This window comes from Marseilla massiliensis (genome assembly GCF_016899955.1).
Classification (GTDB): Bacteria; Bacteroidota; Bacteroidia; order Bacteroidales; family Bacteroidaceae; genus Prevotella; species Prevotella intestinigallinarum.
Genome location: NZ_JACJJL010000005.1, coordinates 87,427 through 108,815 on the forward strand (window position 1 = coordinate 87,427; position 21,389 = coordinate 108,815).

Consider the following 21,389-nt stretch of genomic DNA (forward strand, 5'->3'; position numbering starts at 1 on the left):
ACATCATTATGAACTCATCACATATCAACAAAATACTCACAGCGGCATGCATAGCCGCATCCGCACTGGCTGTCACGGCGTGCAGCGACGGTTTCTTCGACCGCTACCCGTCCGACTCGATGCAGATGGAAACGTATCTTACCAACGACAGCGAGGCAGAAAACATACTGCTCGACGCTTACTACTATCTGCGGACGGTGCAGGAAGAGGTAATCATGGTCAACGGACTGTGCACCGACGAGGCCTACGACTACAAGAAAAACAACCAGGCCGACTACATCAGCCTCAACGAAGGAACGTGGGACGCCACCTCGGCTACCATCGACGCCATCTGGGCCAACTGCTACAGCATGATAAACCGATGCAACTCCGTGCTCGACAAGATTGGCAATGTCAGCGAGAAAAACAGGAAGCAATATGAAGGCGAAGCCTGCATGCTCAGGGCTTACGCCTACTTCACACTGGTAAGGCTGTTCGGCCCGGTGCCACTGACGGAGCATGTAGTCGACGACTACAGCGACCTTTACAACTACGGACGCAGCCCCGAGAAAGACGTCTACGCACTAATAGGCAGCGACCTGGGCAAAGCCGCTGCCTGCCTGCCGCCCCACTACAGCGAAGCAGGCAATGCGGGGCGAGCCACAAGCACTGCCGCCAAGGTGATGATGGCCGACACCCACATGACGCTGGGCGACTTCGGCGCTGCCAGAAAAGTGCTTGAAGAGGTGATAGGCTATGCCAAGGCCAACCCCGCAAGCCTCGGGTTGCTCGACGACTATGCCAGTGTGTTCGACTCGCAAAACCCTGTCAACAAGGAGATAATATTCGTGGCACAATTCAACAACGGGGCTACGGTGGTGGCCAACTATCTCATGAAGCGGTGCATACCGGCCGTGAGCCCCAACGACCAACCGGCCTACACCATGCCCGACGGCACCGCTTCCACGATACTTACTACCCAGGGAGTGGGCTGTCTGCTCATGACGTGGGACTTGTACAACCGGCTTAGGAGCAACCCGGCAGACAAACGCTACAGCCAGATGGTCTACGACAGGCTTTATGACGCATCGCAAGGCACTTCAAGGCAAACCGAAGAGGTGGACGTAAACGATAACGGCGACGCCTTCACTCCGGCCACCCTAAAATACTTTGACATGCACAACCAGGGCCTGAAGACGTGCGCCAGCGGTTGCGACGACATCATATACCGCTACGCCGACGTGCTGCTCATGTATGCCGAATGCCTCAACGAGACCAACGCCACGGCCGAAGCCAAGGAGTATCTCGACGCCGTGCGCCACCGCGCAGGCCTGGCAGGCACGCAAGTCACGTCGCAAAGCGAAATGCGACTGGCCATAGAAGACGAGCGTCTGCTCGAACTGTGCTTCGAAGGGCACCGATGGTATGACCTGAACAGGACGGGCCGGATAAACAAGGTGATGACCGCCCACTTCAATCATCGCGTCAAAGGACTGTCGGCACCGCTGCAAGCCAACAACAACGGAATGGCCGTAGCAGATTGCAACGACGCCTCCGGCCGTCCGCTTGAGTGGCGATGGAACGACAGCGACGGCAGGATACTGTTCCCAATACCCTACAGCCAGTTGCAACTGTCTGGCGGATGGAAGCAGAACCCGGGCTATTGAAAACATTAAATCCTTTATATTCGCCGGTGTGTGGCACTGTTTGCCCACACCGGCGATTGACATATCGGTAAGCCGCCACGCACGTCCTACCGTCCATCACGGCGACATGCCCAAGGCACTATATGGCCATCGCCGGGCACAACGCCGCTTATGCCAACGCCGGGCATATCAGATGGATTTCCATTCCCCGTGCCCCGCCACTTTGACTTCAACCAAAAAGCTTTTATATTAAAAGCCAAGAAATCCCTTGAAATGCACTGAATATTTTGTATCTTTGCATGAATTATGCCGCAACAGGCATTTCATGGGCAAGCTCATGCTGCGCCGGCGTTGTGCCCGCCTTGCTGTCTTAGCATAAAAGCGGGCGCTACCGGGAGACAGGACGCATACTTCCGCCACTGCCGTTTGCGCTGCGTAGAAAGCCCAACATTGAACAATGAAGACTGTGGGGCAACAAAGTCAGCACCCCACATATTTTATATTACACGATGGATTTAGAAAAGATAAAAGACCTTATAAGACAAAAGCCAAACATAGCCGACAACCTCGGCATGGACTTCATATCCACTCCAGACGATGAGACGTGCTTGGCCACGATGCTGGTGGACAGCCGAAACTGCCAGCCAATGGGCCTTCTGAGCGGCGGCGCCACCCTGGCCTTGGCCGAATACATGGCCGGTGTGGGGTCGTCGATACTGTGCCCGGACAGGGCCTGCGTAGGTGTCAACGTCAGCGGGAGCCACGTCAGGAGCGCTTTCGAGGGCGACACGGTCACTGCCACGGCCCACATTGTACACCGGGGGCGCACGCTCCACGTGTGGAACGTGACCGTGGCCGGCTCCGACGGGAAGACTATATCGACTGTAAGCGTGATGAACTTCATCACCGACAAACCCACGGAGGCCGCAAAATGACAGCCCGCGCACTGTTCAGGCTGCCCTATTCCGACACTTACACCATAGTGGAGCAGGGCAGCGGGCATCCCGAGGAGCTTGCGGCTTACGGCGCCCTGGACGGGCGCGAGGGCTTTGTCATAGCCCCGTTTGCCATCACTGCCGCCGAGCCACTGCTGCTGTTGCGCCCCGACCGCATCGAAACAAGGCGCACAACAAGCGAGACCGAGGTGGCCGGGAGGGCCCGGCGCAAACATGGGGCAGACGCTGCCGACCGCAGGGCATACGCCGGCGACTTCGCCAGATGCCACTCGCAACTCTTGGCGGGCAGGTTTGCCAAGCTGGTGCTTGCACGCCGCGCCACCGAGCGGATGGCCAGGCGCGTGGACGCCGAACAGCTTTTCTTGCGCGCGTGCCGCCTGTATCCGCGCATGTTCGTAGCTCTTGTAGAGGCACAACGCTGCGGGACATGGCTCTTTGCCACGCCGGAAAGACTGCTCAGCGGCACATCCGGCCGATGGCACACCGTGGCCCTGGCCGGCACACAGCGCCTTGACGGCGATGCCGCACGCTTCGACTGCCCGCCCAAGCCGCACGCGCCTGCCGACGAAACCATTGCCTGGGACGGCAAGAACAGGAGAGAACAGCGCATTGTGGCCGACTACATAGCCGACACCCTGCGCCCTCTGACAACAGGACTGAGCCGTAGCGAAGCCCGCACGGTGCGCGCCGGCAACGTCATCCACCTGCGCACCGACTTCGACTTCACGCTCGCTGACGGCCAAGGCATAGGCAACGTCATCAACGCCCTGCACCCAACGCCGGCCGTCTGCGGGCTGCCAAAGGACGAAGCACGCCGTTTTCTCACAACAGCCGAGCACTCGCCACGCAGCTACTACAGCGGATTCATGGGCCCGCTAAACATTTGCAACGAGACCCACCTGTACGTATCGCTACGCTGCATGGCCATCGACGGCGACAGCTGCAGCCTTTATGCAGGCGGCGGACTGCTAACCGACAGCATCGAAGAGCAGGAGTGGCTTGAGACAGAGGCAAAGATGGAAACGATGCGCAACGTCATCGGAGACACCGTCACTGACGAATAACAACACTACAGACCATGTATAGCGACAAGGAAAACGTCAACATACTCACAGCGCTGCTCGCGGCTCACGGCATAAAGCACGCCGTGGTGTGCCCGGGCAGCCGCAACGCCCCCATTGTACACAACCTCAACGAGTGCCCCGGCATATCTTGCATCCCCGTAACCGACGAGCGTTCGGCGGGTTTCGTGGCTCTCGGCGTAGCCCAAGCCACCGGGATGCCGGTGGTGGTGTGCGTCACCTCGGGCTCGGCATTGCTCAACCTGGCACCCGCCGTGGCCGAAGCCTGCTACCAGCATTTGCCGTTGGTGGTAGTCTCAGCCGATAGACCGGCGGCCTGGATCGACCAGCTTGACGGACAGACCCTGCCGCAGCCCGACGCCCTTGGGCGGTTTGTGCGCAAGGCCGTCAACCTGCCCGAACCGCATGATGACACAGACCGCTGGCACTGCAACCGCCTTGTGAACGATGCACTGGCCCTGGCTGTGCTGCGGCAGCCGTGCCCGGTGCACATCAACGTGCCAATAACCGAACCGTTGTTCGGCTTTTCCGCTGCACGGCTGCCGGCCGAGCGTTGTTTCAAAACCATCACCCCCGACCCCACCACTTGCCGCTGCACCACGCTCGAAAAGGCGTTCGACAAGGCAGAGAGGCCCATGGTGGTCATCGGGCAGATGCCGGCCGGAACCATCGGCAGCCGCCTCGTCGGTCAACTCTCGCGCCGTGCCGTGGTCATAACCGAACCATTGGGCAGCGACTACGGGGCAATGCCGGCCGACGAGGTGCTGTATGCCATGGCCGACGATTCCAGGCTGTACCCCGACATCATCGTTTATGCAGGCGACACTGTGGTGAGCAAGCGCATGCGAAGTTTTCTCAGGCGGTCGAATGCGCCCACGTTTGTCGTCTCGCCAGCCCCCTGCCTCACCCCCGCCCCTACCACCCACCTCGTTGCCACGGTCGACTGCGGCTGCCGTGAAGGCGTGGCCGCCATGCTCAACCAGCTCGCAAACGGCAGCGGCAACAGCCCTGCCAGGCAAGAATACCTGTCGCGCTGGTCGTCGGCATTGGCCACCGCCGATGCCAACCGCACCGACTACAGCCCGCCATTCTCGCAAATGGCAACGGTGAAATACTTTGAGCAACAGCTCGAAGACTATGCTTCCGGCTTTAACGTACATTATGCCAACAGCTCGGCAATACGCCTTGCAAACATCTACGCGGGCCACTACGTGTGGTGCAACCGAGGCGTCAACGGCATAGAGGGCTCGCTCTCGGCGGCCGCAGGCTTCTCGGTGGCCTCCGAGCAGACCGTGTTCTGCATCATCGGCGACCTCAGTTTTTTCTACGACCAGAATGCCCTCTGGAACACTTCGCTGCGCGGCAACCTCAGGATAATACTGCTAAACAACCACTGCGGGGGCATTTTCCATATACTGCGCGGCCTCGAAGACAGTCCGGCGCGCGACTCAATGGTATCGGCAAGCCACAATGCCGACGCACGGGGGATATGCACCCAAAACGACATAGGCTACATGCGTGCAGCCGACATGGCCGAGATGCAACTCGGGATAGTGACGCTCATGACACGACAGTCGGCCCGACCGATGCTTCTCGAAGTGTTCACCGACGCCGACGAAGACGGCCGCGCCATACGCGAATACTACTCACGGCTGAAAGAAGCCATGAATGCCAGGCCATGACTGAGCCGTGGCAAAAAGACAGACAAAACTGAAACAAACATAAGACTCATGGAAAAAAGAGAATGGAAGCCCATCGAAGGGTTTGACTTTAAGGAAATACTGTTCGACGAATTCGACGGAATAGCGAAGATAACCATCAACCGTCCGCGCTACCGCAACGCCTTCACGCCACGCACAACGTGGGAGATGAGCCAGGCGTTGGCATGGTGCCGCGAAGCCCGGCACATCGGAGTGGTCATACTCACCGGCGCCGGCGACAAGGCGTTCTGCTCGGGCGGCGACATGAACGTGAAGGGGCGCGGCGGCTATGTTGGCGAAGACGGCGTGCCAAGGCTCAACGTTCTTGATGTGCAGATGCAGATACGCCGCCTGCCCAAGCCCGTCATCGCAATGGTAAACGGCTACGCCATCGGCGGCGGACATGTGCTCCACCTCGTCTGCGACCTCACCATAGCGAGCGAGAATGCCATCTTCGGACAGACAGGGCCAAAGGTTGGCTCGTTCGATGCCGGCTTCGGTGCAAGCTACCTTGCCCGCATCGTAGGACAGAAGAAAGCCCGCGAGATATGGTTTATGTGCCGCCAGTACAGCGCGGCCGAGGCAGAGCGCATGGGCATGGTCAACAAAGTGGTGCCCTTCGAGCGCCTCGAAGACGAGTGTGTAGAGTGGGCCCAGACGATGATGGAGCGCAGCCCGCTGGCGCTGAGAATGATAAAGGCGGGGCTCAACGCCGAGCTCGACGGACAGGCCGGCATTCAGGAACTGGCCGGCGACGCCACCATGCTCTATTACTTCCTCGACGAGGCACAGGAAGGGGGCCGCGCTTTCCTCGAGAAACGCAAGCCCGACTTCAAGAAATACCCCAAGCTGCCTTGACATAAAAACCAACTTCTAACTGATGGAAAGGTACAAAATATCAATCACTCCGCGCACATTCCACTTCAAGCAGCCCGCCGGGACATCGCGGGGAACATACACCACGAGGACATCATGGTTTGTTGAACTGACGGCCGCCGACGCCCCCGGGCGCCTGGGTGTGGGCGAATGCGCCCCTATGCCCGACTTGAGCTGCGACGCCCGCCCCGACTATGGCGAACGCCTGAGGGCTTTCTGCGACATGTTTGAGCAACAGGGGCTGATAGACTACGACGCCATGGCCGACTACCCCTCGATGCTTTTCGGACTGGAGACCGCCCTATTGAACTTCCAGCGTGGCTCGGCCGCCCTGTTCGACACTGCCTTCAGCCGCGGCGAGACTGGCATTCCAATCAACGGCCTGGTGTGGATGGGCTCATACGAAGAGATGCTCGACAGGATGGAAGAGAAAATAAGGCAGGGCTTCAGGTGCATAAAGCTGAAGATTGGAGCCATCGACTTTGATGCCGAGACGGCCTTGCTAAAGCGCATCCGCGAGCGTTTCTCACCACGGGAGATGCAAATAAGGCTCGACGCCAACTGCGCCTTCCCTTACGACCAGGCCCTCTACAAGCTGGAACTGCTGTCGCAATACGCCATCCACTCCATCGAGCAGCCCATCAAGACGCGCCGCTGGGGCGACATGGCCGAACTGTGCCGCGACTCACCACTGCCCATAGCTCTCGACGAAGAGCTCATTGGCGTCAACGACACCGAGACGAAAGCCCAGATGCTAAACATCATCAAGCCGGCCTACATAGTGCTCAAGCCTTCGCTGCACGGCGGCATGCGCGGCACGGAAGAATGGATAAGGCTGGCCGGCGAGCGCGGCATAGGATCGTGGATAACAAGCGCGCTGGAGAGCAACGTGGGCCTCAACGCCGTGGCCCAGCTCACAGCAAAGATGTATGGCGACCGCATCACGATGCCGCAAGGGCTCGGCACGGGGCTGCTATACACCGACAACATCGACATGCCGATAGAAATGAGGAACGACTCTGTTTGGTTTAAGCCGCAGCAATGAACGCAGAAGAGTTTATAAGAGAATGGAACGATGGCTCCGAAAGGCTGCTGGTGCACACCAGCGGCTCAACAGGCGCCCCCAAACCCATGTGGGTCGAGAAAAGCAGGATGAAGGCATCGGCACTGACAACATGCCGTTTTCTCGGCCTGAATGCCGGCGACACGGCATTGCTATGCATGCCGCTCGACTACATAGCGGGCAAGATGATGGTCGTAAGGGCCATTGTCTGTGGCCTGCGCCTTATCGAAGTGCCTCCTTCGGGGCATCCGCTGGCAGGCCTTAAGAGCGCCCCCACGTTTGCGGCCATGGTTCCCATGCAGGTATACAACTCGCTACGGGTGGCCGAAGAGCGCCGCCTGCTCGGCAGCATCAGTCACCTCATCATTGGCGGAGGGGCCATAGACAACGACATGGCTGCCGAACTGGCCTGCTTCGGCAATGCAGTCTGGAGCACCTACGGCATGACCGAGACGCTGTCGCACATAGCACTGAGGCGCCTCAGCGGGCCCGAGGCGTCCGAGTGGTACACTCCATTCGACGGGGTTTCGGTGAGCCTCACGCCCGACGGATGCCTTGCCATCGACGCGCCCGACGTATGCGCAACCACCATCACCACCAATGACATTGCCCGCCTGGCCCCCGACGGCCGCCGCTTCCGCATCATCGGGCGCAAGGACAACGTGATATGCAGCGGCGGAATAAAGATTCAGGCCGAGGAAGTGGAGCGGATGCTTGCCCCGCACATAGGCTCTCCGTTCATCGTAACCAAGCGCAAGGACCCAAAGTATGGCGAAGCCGTGGTGCTGCTTGTGCAATCGGCCGACACGGCCAGAGTCGAGGCGGCATGCCGCAACGCGCTGCCAAAGTACTGGCAACCGCACCACATCATCTCGGTATGCCGCATTCCAACCACCGCCACGGGCAAGCCGGCAAGGAAAGAGGCCGAGAGACTGGCCGAGGAAAGCCGCTGAACAACCATCAGGCGATGGCCGCCGCCGGCCGTGCCGACTCCTGTGGACAACAGGCTCGGCACGGCCGGCGGCATTTTACCAACCTGCTACAATATCTAAGAGTGTTTGTTTAGATATTGCCATCGTTATCCCAAAACTTTGACATCCCGCTTCCATGCACATTGATTGCCGCTGTGACCTGGGCCGTTGCCTTGTCATCGAAGCATTGTGCAACACACCGGGCGCAGCAGCAGCCATGCACATGGCCTTATGCCCGGGCCGGGCAGCCCCGCCGCCAAAGGCTTGATGGCTGTGGCCGCAGTCCGGCAGCACGCCCCACGGCAAGGCAACGGCGGTGCAGAATGTGTAAACATGTTTCGCGCCGAGTATGCGGCAAGCCAACATCCTGGTAGCCAACCATTTGCACTGCTGCAGAAACAGCCCCGCGAAACGGCCTCGGCTGGATGCCGATACGGGCCGTTTGGCAAGGCGAAACGGCCCGTATCGGCACGCAAAACGGCCCGCACGGCATTGCCATGCAACAGATGTAAACAAAACATACCAGCCGTGCGGCATGGGGTAACGGTGCATGGCGGCTTGCCCGGCAGGCCACACGCCGCTGCCCCACGCCGTGTGCCACATGCAACCGAAGGCATCGGGCTACCACCAAGCAAGCCATAGCGCACAACTGTTTGAAACGCCCGAAAATGCAGTTAAAAAGACTTAACACAACACCCGCCACGACTGCACATCGACATAAAAACGATATGGATATGCTAAAAAATTAATTTCATTAAAACAAAGTTTTCTTTTGATTAAACGTTCGACCAAACCAAACGTCATAATAGCGTAACTAATCTCCACGCATAGAAATGAAAAGACTCTTATTGTTGATTGCCGTCGTGACGGCAACTCTCGCTGCTCTCGCGCAACGCAACGTGACCGGAAAGGTCATCGAAGCTGAAACAAACGAGCCTCTGGCCATGACAACGGTGAAACTGCTGAAGACCGACAGCACAATGGCCAAGGGAGGACTGACCGCCACAAACGGTTCGTTCAGCATAGCAGCCCCGGCCGACGGCAAGTACATACTGCAAGTGACGTGCATAGGCTTCAAGACTTACCACAAGAACATCACCATCAGCGGCGGAAAGAACATGCCGCTGGGCACGATAAGCATGGAACCCGACGCCATAATGCTGAAGGGGGCCACCGTGACAGGCCGCGCCCTGAAGGTGACCACACGCGAAGACACGTTTGTCTACAACGCTGCAGCCTACAGGACTCCCGAGGGGTCGGTGGTCGAAGAGCTGATAAAAAGACTGCCGGGAGCCAAGATTGACGACGACGGAAACATAACAATCAACGGCAAGGAGGTAAAGAAGATTCTCGTAGACGGCAAGGAGTTTATGGTGGGAGACACCAAGACCGCTCTGAAAAACCTGCCTACCTCGATAATAGAGAAGGTGAAATCGTACGACGAGAAGAGCGACCTCGCCAGGGTGTCGGGCATCGACGACGGCGAGGAACAGACCGTGCTCGACTTCGGAATAAAGAAAGGCATGAACAAAGGACTACTGTCTAACGCCGACCTCTCGTACGGAACTAAAGACCGCTATGCCGCAAGGCTCATGGCAATGCGGTTTACCGACAAGCTGAGGCTGATGGGATTCGGCAGCGCCAACAACACCAACGACCGCGGCTTCGGCGGGCGAGGCGGACGGTTCGGCGGCGGACGGCGCGGACTGCAGTCGTCGAAGATGCTCGGTCTCAACTTCAACTACGAAGAGAAAGACAAGCTGCGCCTTGACGGAAGCGTGAGATGGAACCACGGCGACGGCGACACGCGCACGAAAAACTCTACCGAAAACTTCGTAAGCACAGAGGGGTCGTTCTCCAACAGCCTCAACCAGAGCTATTCGCGCAGCGACTCGTGGAACGCCCAGATGCGCTTTGAATGGCATCCCGACACAATGACCACCATTATGTTCAGGCCTACTTTCAGCTACTCGACAAGCGACGGGATTAGCCTGAGCGAGTCGGCCACGTTCAACGAAGACCCGTATCTGTATGTTTCCGACCCGCTGGCAGCTGCCTCAATAGAGCAGATGGCCGCCGACTCTATGGCTGTCAACTCACGGAGAAACAGCAGCATAACATACAGCGAGTCCAAAAGCTTCGGCGGAATGCTCATGTTCAACCGACGGCTCAACAACGATGGGCGAAACGTTACGCTGAGACTGAGGGGCAACTTCGGCGACAGCGAGAGCAAAAGCCTGAGCACCAACAACGTACACTTGTACAAGACAAAGAACATGCTGGGCCAAGACTCGACTTACCAGACCAACCGTTACAACCTCACCCCGCAGAAAAACTGGGACTACAGCATCAGGGCCACCTACAGCGAGCCTATCTTCAAGGCCACGTTCCTGCAATTCAGCTATGAGTTCCAGTACAAATACACGAAGAGCGACCGCTCTACGTTCGACTTCAGCAACCTCGGCGAGAACTTCTTCGCCGGCCTGTCGCCTGTATACCGCGGCTGGGACGACTACCTGAACCGCCTCGAAAACCCATACACTACGTATCTCGACGAAGACCTCAGCCGCTTCTCGGAGTACAAGAACTACATCCACGACATCGAGGTGATGATGCGAATAATACGCCCAACCTACAACCTGAACTTCGGAGTGACCGTGATGCCGCAGAAAACAAACTTCGTTCAGCGCTACCAGGGGGTGACAACCGACACCACACGCACGGTAACCAACATATCGCCGACGCTCGACTTCAGATGGAAGATATCTAAAGTGAGCCAGCTTAGGGTGCGCTACCGCGGCACAACCAGCCAGCCGAGCATGAGCGACCTGCTCGACATCACCGACGACAGCGACCCCCTGAACATATCGATGGGTAACCCCGGCCTTAAGCCGTCGTTCACCAACACCCTCAATATGTTCTACAACAACTACATAGAGAACCACTACAAGACCCTGATGGCCAACTTCAGGTTCCAGACAACGAGCAACTCCATCAGCAACATGGTGCGCTATGACCCTGAGACCGGCGGAAGGACGACACGCCCCGAGAACATCAACGGCAACTGGTCGACGCGCGGACAGTTCCTGTTCAACAGCGCAATAGACTCTGCCGGGCTCTTCAACGTAAGCACAAACACCGAGATAAGGTACACCAACAGCGTAGGTTACGTGAGCATCGACAACCAAGACTCGCAAAAGAACACCACCCGCAGCACTTCATTCGAAGAGGAACTGACTGCCGGTTTCCGCAACGACTGGTTTGAATTTGAGCTCAACGGCTCTGTGGAATATGAGCACTCGCGCAACAAACTGCAGCCAAACAGCAATCTCGACACGTGGGAGTTTGCCTATGGTTTCAACTCTAATGTAAGGTTGCCGTGGGGCACCGAGGTGGCTTTCGACCTCAACATGAACAGCCGCAGGGGCTACAGCGACGAGTCGCTCAACACCAACGAGCTGATATGGAACGCCCAGGTGAGCCAAAGTTTCCTCAAAGGCAAGAACCTGATCGTGATGCTTCAGTTCTACGACCTGCTTCACCAGCAGAGCAACTTCAGCCGTACCATCAACGCCATGCAGCGCAGCGACACCGAATACAACGCCATAACGAGCTTCGGCATGCTACACGTGATTTACCGCCTCAACCTGTTTGGCTCAAAGGAGGCACGCCAGAACATGCAGCCTCGTGGCCCGAGAGACCGCGGCATGGGCCCACGCGGCCCGCGAGGTGGTGGGTTTGGCAGGCCGGGGCGCTTCTGACGGCACCGGCGCCACGCCGCAACGGCAACACCGAATGCGGCCACAAAGCTCCGAGGGGGCTGCAAACGGATTGTTTGCAGCCCCCTCGGAGCTTTGTGACGCAGCCCACACCGCCGGCAAAAGTCTGCCCTGCCGTACGGCCACGCCCACAGAAATGTAAAAAGTCTGGGCAGCAACTGCTACCCTGCACCATCGGTGCGAGCCTGCGGCGAGTTGACCGCCTCGAGCAGCTTGATGGCGTCTACATACTTGGCAATGCCCTCGGCAACGAGCTTGGCGTCGCGCATGGCAAGCACAACGGTAGACGGGCGGTTGACCACATCGCCGCCGGCAAACACGCCCTTGCGGCTTGTCATGCCGTAAGGCGTCTCGCGCGTGAGCACGTAGCCGCGCTCATCGACATCTATTCCCTTTGTAGTCGACACGATGCGGCTGGCCGGTACCGAGCCGATGGCCATCAAAACCTTGTCGGCTTTCTCTATCCTGCGCTCGCCGCCGCTCTCAATCACCACACCGCTGAGGATGCCGTTGTAGTCGAGAATCTCGACTATGCTCGACTGCCAATTGAACTTCACGCCCTCCTCTACGGCCTCGTCGTACTCCGACCTCAGCGCGCTCATGTCGTCGATGGTGCGGTGATACACAATCTCCACGTCCTTGGCGCCCATGCGTATGGCCGTGCGTGCGGCGTCCATGGCCGTATTTCCGCAGCCGATGACAAAGACCCGGTCGCCGTCGTGCACCGGTACGTCCTCGCGGGCTATGCTACCCTCGTTGTACAGGCTTACCTTCCGCAGGAAATAGACGGCCTGCCTCACACCCCTGAGGTTGCGCCCCGGGATGTCGGGCTTGCGCGGCTTGACCGTCCCGGTGCCCATGAAGATGGCGTCGAAACCGCGTTCAAACATCTGGTCGATGTTGAGGTCGGTGCCAATGGTGGTGTTGCAGTGGAACACCACGCCCAGTTCCTCAATCTTCTTTATCTCGCGCCGCACCACGTCCTTGGGCAGACGGTACTCCGGTATGCCGAACATGAGCACGCCGCCTGGCTCGGGCTCCATCTCGAACACCTCGACGTTGAAGCCCATGCGGGCCAGGTCGCCGGCAATGGTGAGCCCGGCGGGCCCCGAACCGATGACGGCCACGCGGCCGCGGGTCTTGGGTTGCAGCTTCTCGCGTATCAGACCCATGTCGCCATCGAAGTCGGCGATGAAGCGCTCCAGCTTGCCCACATGTATGCCCTGGCCCTTCTTGGTGAGCACACAGTGGCCTTCACACTGCTTCTCGTGGGGGCACACGCGCCCGCAAACAGCCGGAAGGTTGCTCTTGTCGTTGATTATCTTCATCGCATTGCCGAAGTTTCCCTTCGATATCTCATTTATCCAGTCGGGAATATCCTGACTGATGGGACAGCCCTTGCGGCACGACGGCACCTTGCAGTGAAGGCAACGCTTGGCCTCGTTGATAGCCTCAAGGATGGTATAACCCTCGTTGACCTCGTGGAAAAGGTCTCTCTGTTCGTGTTCTTTCTCCATGTCGTTTAAGTAGTTTATCCTTAATTACAGCGATAAATATGCCACAAAGATACGTCAAGTTTGACATTCGGCAAAATAATAACGCCTTTTTATTTCAAGACCCACATATTTACAGTAACTTTGCAACATGCAAAACAGCTTGAAAAATGGAAAAACAGAAGATTACAATATCCGATAACCTGGGCCAGGCACTGGCCGGGGCGATTGCCGAATGCGCCCCCGACCGCATCTTCGTGCTTGCCGACGAAACCACGGCACGCCTGTGCCTGCCGCTGGCGGCAAGCTGCCCCGGGGTCAATGAGGCCGGGCTGATTACCATAAAGGCCACAGACTCCAACAAGAACATCGACTCGCTGCAACACGTGTGGGCCGAACTGGGCCGGATGGGGGCCACGCGCCACTCTATGCTCATAAACATAGGAGGGGGCATGGTGACCGACCTTGGCGGGTTTGCCGCATCGACATTCAAGCGCGGGATAAGCTACGTGAACGTCCCGACAACGCTGCTCGCCATGGTAGACGCATCGGTCGGCGGGAAGACGGGCATAAACTTCAACGGGCTGAAAAACGAGGTCGGGGTGTTCAACAATGCCAGCCGCGTGATATTAGACACCGACTTCCTTGGCACCATGGACACCGAGAACATGCTGTCGGGGTATGCCGAGATGCTGAAGCACGGCCTGATAAGCAGCGAACGAATGTGGGCCGAGCTCCTGGCGTTCGACGTGGAGCACCCGGATCTCGGCCAACTGAGGCGGATGGTGGCCGATTCGGTGGCCGTAAAGGAGAGGATTGTGCTCGAAGACCCCACCGAACGCTCGCTGCGCAAGGCCCTCAACCTGGGCCACACGGCCGGCCACGCCTTCGAGTCGTTCGCCCTGGCACACAGGCCTGTGCTACACGGGTATGCCGTGGCCTACGGACTAGTGTGCGAGCTGTATCTCAGTGTGGTGAAAACGGGCTTCCCCGCAGACAAGATGAGGCAGACGGTGGCGTTTATCAACGAGCATTACGGAAAGATGAACATAACGTGCGACGACTATGCCACGCTGTTTGAACTGATGACTCACGACAAGAAGAACGTGGCCGGGACGATAAACTTCACGCTGCTCGGCGGCATCGGCGACATCAGGATAAACCAGACGGCCACGAGAGACGAGATATTTGAAGCTCTCGACTTCTACCGCGAGGGCAACTGAACGGCGCGTGCGGCAGGGCGGCATGACCGGGCCGGCGCCACAGCCCGGTTGCCGCAAACGGACGCAAGCGGCGCCGCGACACGCCAACGGCGGCCGCTTCAGGGTGGTGCATGGGCAGCCCCACGGCAGCGAATGATGTTTACAGCAGTATGCAACGTGAGCCGCGGCGGTGCCAAACAGGCTGTTTTGCACCGCAAAACGGCAGGTTTTGAACAGCGATATGGGCCGTTTTGCATTGCAAAACGGCCCATATCCGTAACCCATTGGCCTTCAGCGGGTTTGCCGCCACGCCGCCACGGCATGGCAATTCAATACAAACAGATGGCCGAGGGGGATTCAAAGCAAGTCTCTCCGCTTGGCCGAGGTCTCCCTGATGACAAGCTGCTGGGGCACCACCTCGCGGCACACAGCCTTGTCGCCGGCAATGTTGCGCAACAGCATCCTGCACGCCGTAACGCCCATCAGGTGAGACTGGTCTACGATGGCCGACAGGCGAGGGGTGACATACGCCGCATGGGCATCGTCGGTGAAGCCTATCAGCGCCACCTCGTCGGGTATGCTGAGCCCCATGTGCTTGATGGCGGCAAAGGCGGCAAAGGTGATTGTGTCGTTGAAAGCCAGTATGGCATCGGGGCGGTCGGGCCGGGCCAGCATCTGCCCGACGGCCTTCATCGCCACGTTGTAGTCAATCCGGTCGCAGGCAACGAGCGTGCGGTCGATGGCTATGCGGTTGTCGCGCAAGGCCTCGAGGTAGCCGTGCTTGCGCCTCCTTACCATGTCAAGGTGGTTGGGGCCGCCGATGAAGGCTATGCGGCGGCTGCCGGTGTCTATCAGGTGCTGCGTGGCCTGCCTGGCGGCCTCGTCGCCGTTGGCCGTGACCGACGAGAAACGGTCGGGCAGGCATGTGCGTCCGCAAAACACAAGCGGTATGCCCATGGCTGCCAGTTCCTCGAAATGAGAGTAGTCGGTGGTGTCTTGCGCCAGGCAAGCCACTATGCCTTCCACATGCAGGCTTATGAAATTGTCGATGGCCCTGGCCTCGGCAGCAAAATCCTCGTGGCTGTTTGCGCTTATCACAGAATAGCCGGCCTTGGCCGCCTCGTCCTCTATGCCGTCGAGAACGGCTGCATAGTAGTGGGAGACGAGGTTGGGCATGACCACGCCTATAACCCTCGGCGACTCACGCCTCAGGCTTCTTGCAAATGGATTGGGACGATAATTGAGCCTCTGGGCCAAGTCCTTGACCCGCTGCTGCATCTCCTTGCCTATCTCTGGACTGCTGCGCAGGGCGCGGCTCACGGTGGCAATGCTCACCCCAAGCTCCTGGGCAAGGTCTTTGAGTGAAACTCTTCGTCTGCTGTCAGCCATAGTTTTAAGTGTTTGTTGTAAGGTCGTAAATAATTGTTTCTAACCATTGTAGCTGCTGCAATGAGTGTTGGCACTTAAGCGGCGAATCGCAAACACGGCCGCTTCTTGCTGCAAAATTACGTAAAGTAGACCAAATGCGCAAACGTTTACGTTAGTTTTTTCAATATAACGGCGACATTGTAATGAATTTGTAGCTATCTTTGCATCAGAAAAATTGGACTCGGCAATCTGTGAGAAAGCTCACATTGCACTCGTCGGCATTATCATTCGAAAGGATAAGCGGCAGGCGGCAATACATGAGCAAGCTCGTTTTGCACTCGTTGGCACTATCCCTGCCGAGGCTGAGTCGATATTCCTTGTGACCTAAACAAAATCGCCCGAGGCAATGCCTCAACCAACATGAAATGGCAAGGCGAATTGTAGGGCATGACATCCGAAATGAAAATGAGTAATGAATAGTTGATAATAAGTTAGTTAGAAAACATCGGGCCAAGACTGTCGGGAGACATGCTTGGCCCTTTCTCTTTTGGCTTTGCCGGCCACGACGGGCGGCGCAAGCCACCGGCCGTCATTCTGCCGTCACGCCGTCGCCGTCGGCATCACAGCTGGTAAACCCCATCTCCCTTGCCTTTTCGGGCGGAAACGTGAAATAGGTGGCTTCGCCCTCGGTGCAGAGTTCACCCTTTGAGTTGGCTATCTCGACATGAATCAATGCCATGTTGCGGCGCATCTCGCTCAAGGTGGCACGTATGGTAATCTGCTCTTCGGTGGTCATTATCGACTTGCGGTAGCGCACCTCAAGCTTGGTGGTGACGCCTGTGGTCTGCAACCGGCGGAACACCACCCACGAAGCACACTCGTCTATCAGCGTGGCCTGTATGCCGCCATGCAACGTGTCTATCCATCCCTGGTAGTGGGCCTGCGGCTTCCAGAAGCAAACCACGCTGTCGCCGTCTTCATAAAACTCCATCTTGACGCCCAGCGGATTGTCTGGGCAACAACCGAAACAGTCGTATCCAGGCTTGGAAAGCCAAGGGTTGTTTATCTTTCTCATAAGCATTGTTGTTTGGTTACACCCGCAAAAGTAAGCAAAAAGCGGCATAAAACGCTCTCGGCAGCCAAGTTTTTCAGAACTTCAAGGTGAATTTGAAGCGCACGCCGTGCTTGGTGGCTGTGGGCAAATCGAGGTAGGTGAGCCTGCGGACATACTCTATATGGAAGAAACGGAACACATTGTGCACACCGACAGCCACCTCGACGTATGGCGTCGAGGGATTCATGACATACGAACCCTCGGGAAACTGCATCAGCACGGAGCTTCCCGCATTGCGCGCCAGCATGGGGTTGTTCTTGTCGGTAAGGTCGCCCCACAATGCCCTCACGGCCAGGAACTCACGCCACTTGAGGTGCTTGATGAGCGGCAGGCGGTTGAATAGCTTGCCATTCATGTCCCACGACACATCAAGGCTGGCGTAGCGGTCGTTGAGGAACTCCATGTTGTTGATCAACTCGAACGTTCCGCGCTGCACGACATACGACAGGTTGGCCGCCGGCATGATGAGCAAGGGGAACGGAACCTGGTTCCACTGGGCCCCGGCGCGCAGGTCTACGTCTACCTTTCCCCAGCTCTTGGCCCATATACGCTTAAAGAACGTGGCCTCGGTGAAGTTGTATCTGTACTGCCCGCCAAGCAAACCGCCCACGCCCATGGCATGGCTCAGGGTGAGCACAGGTGCATCCCGGTTTATCGGACGGCTGCGCTGCTTGGTGTACACAAGCTTTTCGCCGGGCGCATAGCGAAGCTCGGCCCTCACCTCGGTGGTGCGTATAGAGCGCGACGGGGCCGTCACGCCCCCACCCGACGCCTCGGCCCGGGCCTTGTCGGCAAGCGTCACGAAGCGCAACTGGCCGCAGGGCTCGTTCTCTTCGGCCGTGACGGTGAGCGTGGAGCGCAGCCCCCACACCTCCTCGCGCACCATCTTGAGTTGCTGCCGGTTGTAGAACATCATCTTGTCTACGGTTGTCCACTTAAAGGAAGCAAACACATTGTCCTTGTCTGTCGACATAAACTTGTCGGTGGGAGCGCACACGTCGTAGGTCGAAGAGAGCGTGATGTTGCGCAAGGGCTGCTCGTGGGGCATGTACTCCTTGGCGTTGAACGAATAGGTGAGCTCTCCTTTGTAATAGTTCTTGCGGCTTTTCCACCCGCGGGCGTAGTATCCGCTCATGAAGAAATGCGGGTTGAGGTTGGCCGTTGTCTGCGCGCTCAGCCTCGTGCGGAAGCCGTCTATGAAGTTTGAAGTGACCATGGTGTTCACCGGCCCGATGTCTACCTTGCTCGGTCGGCCGCCCACCCCCGTCTCGATGAAGTTCTCTACAAGCAGCTTCAAGCCCATCATTATGTACTTGAAAGCCCCTCCCCGCTCCATCGTGCCAAGGAAGTTGCCCATGTTCTGCTCGCTCCTTGTCAGCTCTACCTGCCTGTTTTGCTGCCAATACTCCTGCGAACGCCGCTTCGCCCCCGGCTCGGAGCTCAACGCGGGCCTGCCTTCAAACTCGCCCGGGGCTATAGGCCCGAAGGCATAATCGGTGATTCGCGTGTTGCGAATCACGGCCGCCTTCTGCATGAAGTCGAACAGTTCGAGCTCGACAATCATGTCGTCGGTGGTGAGAAGCCAGTCGCCGTCTGGCGACTTCGTGAACTCCTGGAGTATCATCATGCCGTCGACGAAGTTGACTTCGCTGCGCTGCGGTATGCTCAGTTCGCAGCGCTTTACCTGGTATGAAGAGTCTTTGATGATGTAGATGTCGCCCCGGAATCCGAAGTCCTGCTGGTTGTTGGGCAGGAAGTGCAGGTGTATGCAACTGTCGCCGCTCACGCTCAGCGTGTCCTGTATGTAGAAACGGTAGAACCTGATGGCGTCTTTTCCGATGGGAGATGTAAAGGGGTGCTGCAGCAGGCGTATCTGGTCGTCGTAAATGTTGACGTCGGTGAAGAAGTCTTTCAGCGCGCTTGTCAGGATGTCGCCCGACTGGAAGAACTGCTCTATGCCCTCCGAGCGTTCGCCTTCCACGATGTCTTTCTCTGCCTTGGGGCGCTTGCGGTATATCCGCCGGGTCACCGTCTCGCTCACCGTGACCGGCAATATCAGCTTGTTGGTCATCAGGCACGGCTCAATCTGGTTGAGTGCGCCCGGTATCTTGCTAAGCAAGCCATGCTCAAAGTCGCTCGGCACCACCTCGTTGGCGGCAAAAGTGAGCTTCTGGTACTTGCGGTACTGATAGTAATCACGGTTAGACAGGTCGGTGCGACGCTTGGCCGCGATGACCTTTTTCATCAGTTCCACGGCCGGGTTGTTCTTCCGGCTGTAGCGTGAGCGCTTGGAGCGCACTGTAATCTCGCTGACACGGTGGGTGCGGTTGAACCACTTTGTTGTGTCACGGCTGAGCTCCGAGTTCACCTGTGCCGCGGCTCCTGCAGGGCAGAAGAGCAGCAACAGAAACACAAACGCCGCCCACCTGCCCATCAGCAATACCTGTGGCTAAGCCCAAGGCACAGCTGCTCGTGCCTTGAACGCATGTAACGGTACATGGCAGTGAAGACAACAATCTCCACCAGCGGGTAAACGTAGGGCACATTGAGCAGGCACGTGACATAAATGAGGATGGCACGTGAATTGAACGTCAGCAAGTTGGCATATTTCATCAGCGGCAGCGAGCCACGCCTGAAGTCGTCGCGCAGCTGCCGGGGCATATCCTCCACCGACTGGTAGCGGGCGCGCAGGCACTTGTAAAACTGCTGGAAGGCCGGCGTGCGGCGCTCCTGGCTGCGGCAATAGTTGGCATAGTTGTAATAGAACTTGTGGGCCCAGAAGGCTCCCTTGCGCGGCAGCGAGTCGTAAATGGCACGCTGCGAGGCCGAGTCGTCGAGCTCGCTGCCCTTCTTGCCAAGCAGGAAGTAAAGGTGAATCTGTCGGTAGTAATCGGCGAGCGAACTCTGCGGCGAATGGCACAAGAAGCCGGCCACGGCGCAAAGCAGTATGCCCAGCGGCCCCCAATGCACCGATGTGAACGGTATGAGCTGCGGCCAGAGCCTCAGCGCGATGGCCAGATAGATGGCAAAAAACCACAGGTCGCCCGAGAATCCGTCGAGCACACGGCCCACCAGCGTCTTCTGGCCGGTGAGACGGGCCAGCTGGCCGTCGGTCGAATCGCAGAAATTTGCGAGCATCAGCAGGGCTATTCCTGCCACGTTGTGCCACACATCGGTGAAGTAAAACATGTAGCCGGCCCCCAGGCCGAGGAATATCGACATCACGGTTATGGCGTTGGGATGCACGTGTAGGCGCTCCCAGAACAGCGCGAAGGCCAGCCCGACGGGCCGTGTGAAGTGTACGTCGAGCCACTCTTCGGTATCCTCAGACTTGAATGAGGCATGTAGCAGTTCCTTGAAATTGCGTTTCATCGTCATTCTGCACTTAAAAACTCCTCGGCTTTCTGTATGTCCGAGGCATGGTCTACATCGAGGACTTTAGAAAACGGGTATGCCCTCAGCACGAGCCCGTCGGCAATCATGGCGCGCTGGAAATTGCGCATGCGGCTCTCGCCGCGCCTCATGCAACCGTCGAGCGTGGGCAACGACGATGGCGTGAGCCCGTAGATGCCGGCCGACACATAGCGGCATGAGTCGGAAGTGTCGAGGAACGCCGTTATCCCCATGGCCTCGTCGGTCTGCACATACAGGGGTTTCTCGTCGTCGATATAGTCGGTGACGCCCATCATGCCCTGGCACTTGCCTGCCGACACCTCGCTCTTGAACGCGCGTATGTAGCCTCCGAACTCATCGGGACGGAATATTGTGTCGACCGTTGTCACACAGAACGCCCCCCCGCCCATATACCGGCTTATCTCGAAAAAGCTGTGCATGGAGCTCGGAGTGGTCTTGACCACATAACGCAACGGCAAGCGGACACCGTCGAGCCCGTCGCGCTGGAGCTCACGCAGGTGGGCCACGACCGACGACATGCGGTCGTTGCATATCACTATTATCTCTTCGGCATCGTTCTGCATGAACACATCGAGCAGGCGGTCGATGAGCGGACGGCCGCCAACGCGTACGAGCGGCTTGGGCTCGGCCACGCCTTCAGCTGCCAAACGGCTGCCATCGCCAGCGGCAATAATGGCATATTTCATATTTGAATCTACATTTATTTGATAAACGGTGGCAAAATTACACATTATAAACGAGACGGG

Annotated in this window: 15 protein-coding genes; 9 read left to right on the forward strand and 6 right to left on the reverse strand. The window is 58.0% G+C overall.

Translation table 11 applies throughout. The features are described 5' to 3' along the window. Positions 1-8 precede the first annotated feature (8 nt). The 8 genes from H6B30_RS04315 (at position 9) to H6B30_RS04350 (ending at position 12,034) form a co-directional block, all read left to right on the forward strand. Positions 9-1,646: a RagB/SusD family nutrient uptake outer membrane protein gene (locus H6B30_RS04315; protein ID WP_205108279.1), complete on the forward strand. Its 1,638-nt coding sequence runs from the start codon at positions 9-11 to the stop codon at positions 1,644-1,646. A gap of 488 nt (positions 1,647-2,134) precedes the next feature. Further along, a complete protein-coding gene (locus tag H6B30_RS04320) occupies positions 2,135-2,560 on the forward strand; it encodes a PaaI family thioesterase (RefSeq protein ID WP_205108281.1) in 426 nt (141 codons plus the stop codon). Next, positions 2,557-3,645: an isochorismate synthase gene (locus tag H6B30_RS04325; protein ID WP_205108283.1), complete on the forward strand. Its 1,089-nt coding sequence runs from the start codon at positions 2,557-2,559 to the stop codon at positions 3,643-3,645. The genes H6B30_RS04320 and H6B30_RS04325 overlap by 4 nt, the downstream gene beginning before the upstream one ends. A gap of 14 nt (positions 3,646-3,659) precedes the next feature. Then, positions 3,660-5,345 carry a 2-succinyl-5-enolpyruvyl-6-hydroxy-3-cyclohexene-1-carboxylic-acid synthase gene (gene menD, locus H6B30_RS04330; RefSeq protein ID WP_205108285.1) on the forward strand — a complete coding sequence of 562 codons (1,686 nt, stop codon included), beginning with the start codon at positions 3,660-3,662 and terminating at the stop codon, positions 5,343-5,345. 48 nt (positions 5,346-5,393) lie between these two features. After that, complete coding sequence (menB, locus tag H6B30_RS04335) at positions 5,394-6,221, forward strand: 1,4-dihydroxy-2-naphthoyl-CoA synthase (RefSeq protein ID WP_205108287.1); 828 nt, start codon at positions 5,394-5,396, stop codon at positions 6,219-6,221. Between the two features lie 22 nt (positions 6,222-6,243). Continuing rightward, positions 6,244-7,284 (forward strand): o-succinylbenzoate synthase, encoded by a 1,041-nt coding sequence (menC, locus tag H6B30_RS04340; protein ID WP_205108289.1) that lies wholly within the window; start codon positions 6,244-6,246, stop codon positions 7,282-7,284. Beyond that, entirely contained in the window at positions 7,281-8,255 is a 975-nt protein-coding gene (locus tag H6B30_RS04345) for an AMP-binding protein (protein WP_205108291.1), read from the forward strand. The genes menC and H6B30_RS04345 overlap by 4 nt, the downstream gene beginning before the upstream one ends. An 851-nt stretch (positions 8,256-9,106) precedes the next feature. Next, positions 9,107-12,034 carry a TonB-dependent receptor gene (locus H6B30_RS04350; protein WP_205108293.1) on the forward strand — a complete coding sequence of 976 codons (2,928 nt, stop codon included), beginning with the start codon at positions 9,107-9,109 and terminating at the stop codon, positions 12,032-12,034. Between the two features lie 179 nt (positions 12,035-12,213). On the opposite strand, the gene H6B30_RS04355 is transcribed toward H6B30_RS04350, so the two are convergent. Then, on the reverse strand, positions 12,214-13,569 hold the full coding sequence (locus tag H6B30_RS04355) for an NAD(P)-dependent oxidoreductase (RefSeq protein WP_205108295.1): 1,356 nt from the start codon (positions 13,567-13,569) through the stop codon (positions 12,214-12,216). Between the two features lie 146 nt (positions 13,570-13,715). On the opposite strand from H6B30_RS04355, the gene aroB reads away from it, so the two are divergent. Further along, positions 13,716-14,768 carry a 3-dehydroquinate synthase gene (aroB, locus tag H6B30_RS04360; protein WP_205108297.1) on the forward strand — a complete coding sequence of 351 codons (1,053 nt, stop codon included), beginning with the start codon at positions 13,716-13,718 and terminating at the stop codon, positions 14,766-14,768. A 336-nt stretch (positions 14,769-15,104) separates the two neighbouring features. Here the strand turns inward: aroB and H6B30_RS04365 are convergent, their stop codons facing one another. The 5 genes from H6B30_RS04365 to H6B30_RS04385 form a co-directional block, all read right to left on the reverse strand. Then, positions 15,105-16,136, reverse strand: coding sequence for a LacI family DNA-binding transcriptional regulator (locus H6B30_RS04365; RefSeq protein ID WP_205108299.1), 1,032 nt, complete (start codon positions 16,134-16,136; stop codon positions 15,105-15,107). Positions 16,137-16,704: 568 nt separating this feature from the next. Then, complete coding sequence (locus H6B30_RS04370; RefSeq protein WP_205108301.1) at positions 16,705-17,190, reverse strand: PaaI family thioesterase; 486 nt, start codon at positions 17,188-17,190, stop codon at positions 16,705-16,707. 73 nt (positions 17,191-17,263) lie between these two features. Further along, positions 17,264-19,663: a DUF5686 family protein gene (locus H6B30_RS04375; RefSeq protein WP_205108303.1), complete on the reverse strand. Its 2,400-nt coding sequence runs from the start codon at positions 19,661-19,663 to the stop codon at positions 17,264-17,266. Beyond that, complete coding sequence (locus H6B30_RS04380; protein ID WP_205108305.1) at positions 19,663-20,601, reverse strand: CDP-alcohol phosphatidyltransferase family protein; 939 nt, start codon at positions 20,599-20,601, stop codon at positions 19,663-19,665. The genes H6B30_RS04375 and H6B30_RS04380 overlap by 1 nt, the downstream gene beginning before the upstream one ends. Positions 20,602-20,603: 2 nt before the next feature. After that, positions 20,604-21,329, reverse strand: a complete 726-nt coding sequence (locus H6B30_RS04385; RefSeq protein WP_205108307.1) for an NTP transferase domain-containing protein — start codon at positions 21,327-21,329, stop codon at positions 20,604-20,606. Positions 21,330-21,389: the final 60 nt, after the last annotated feature.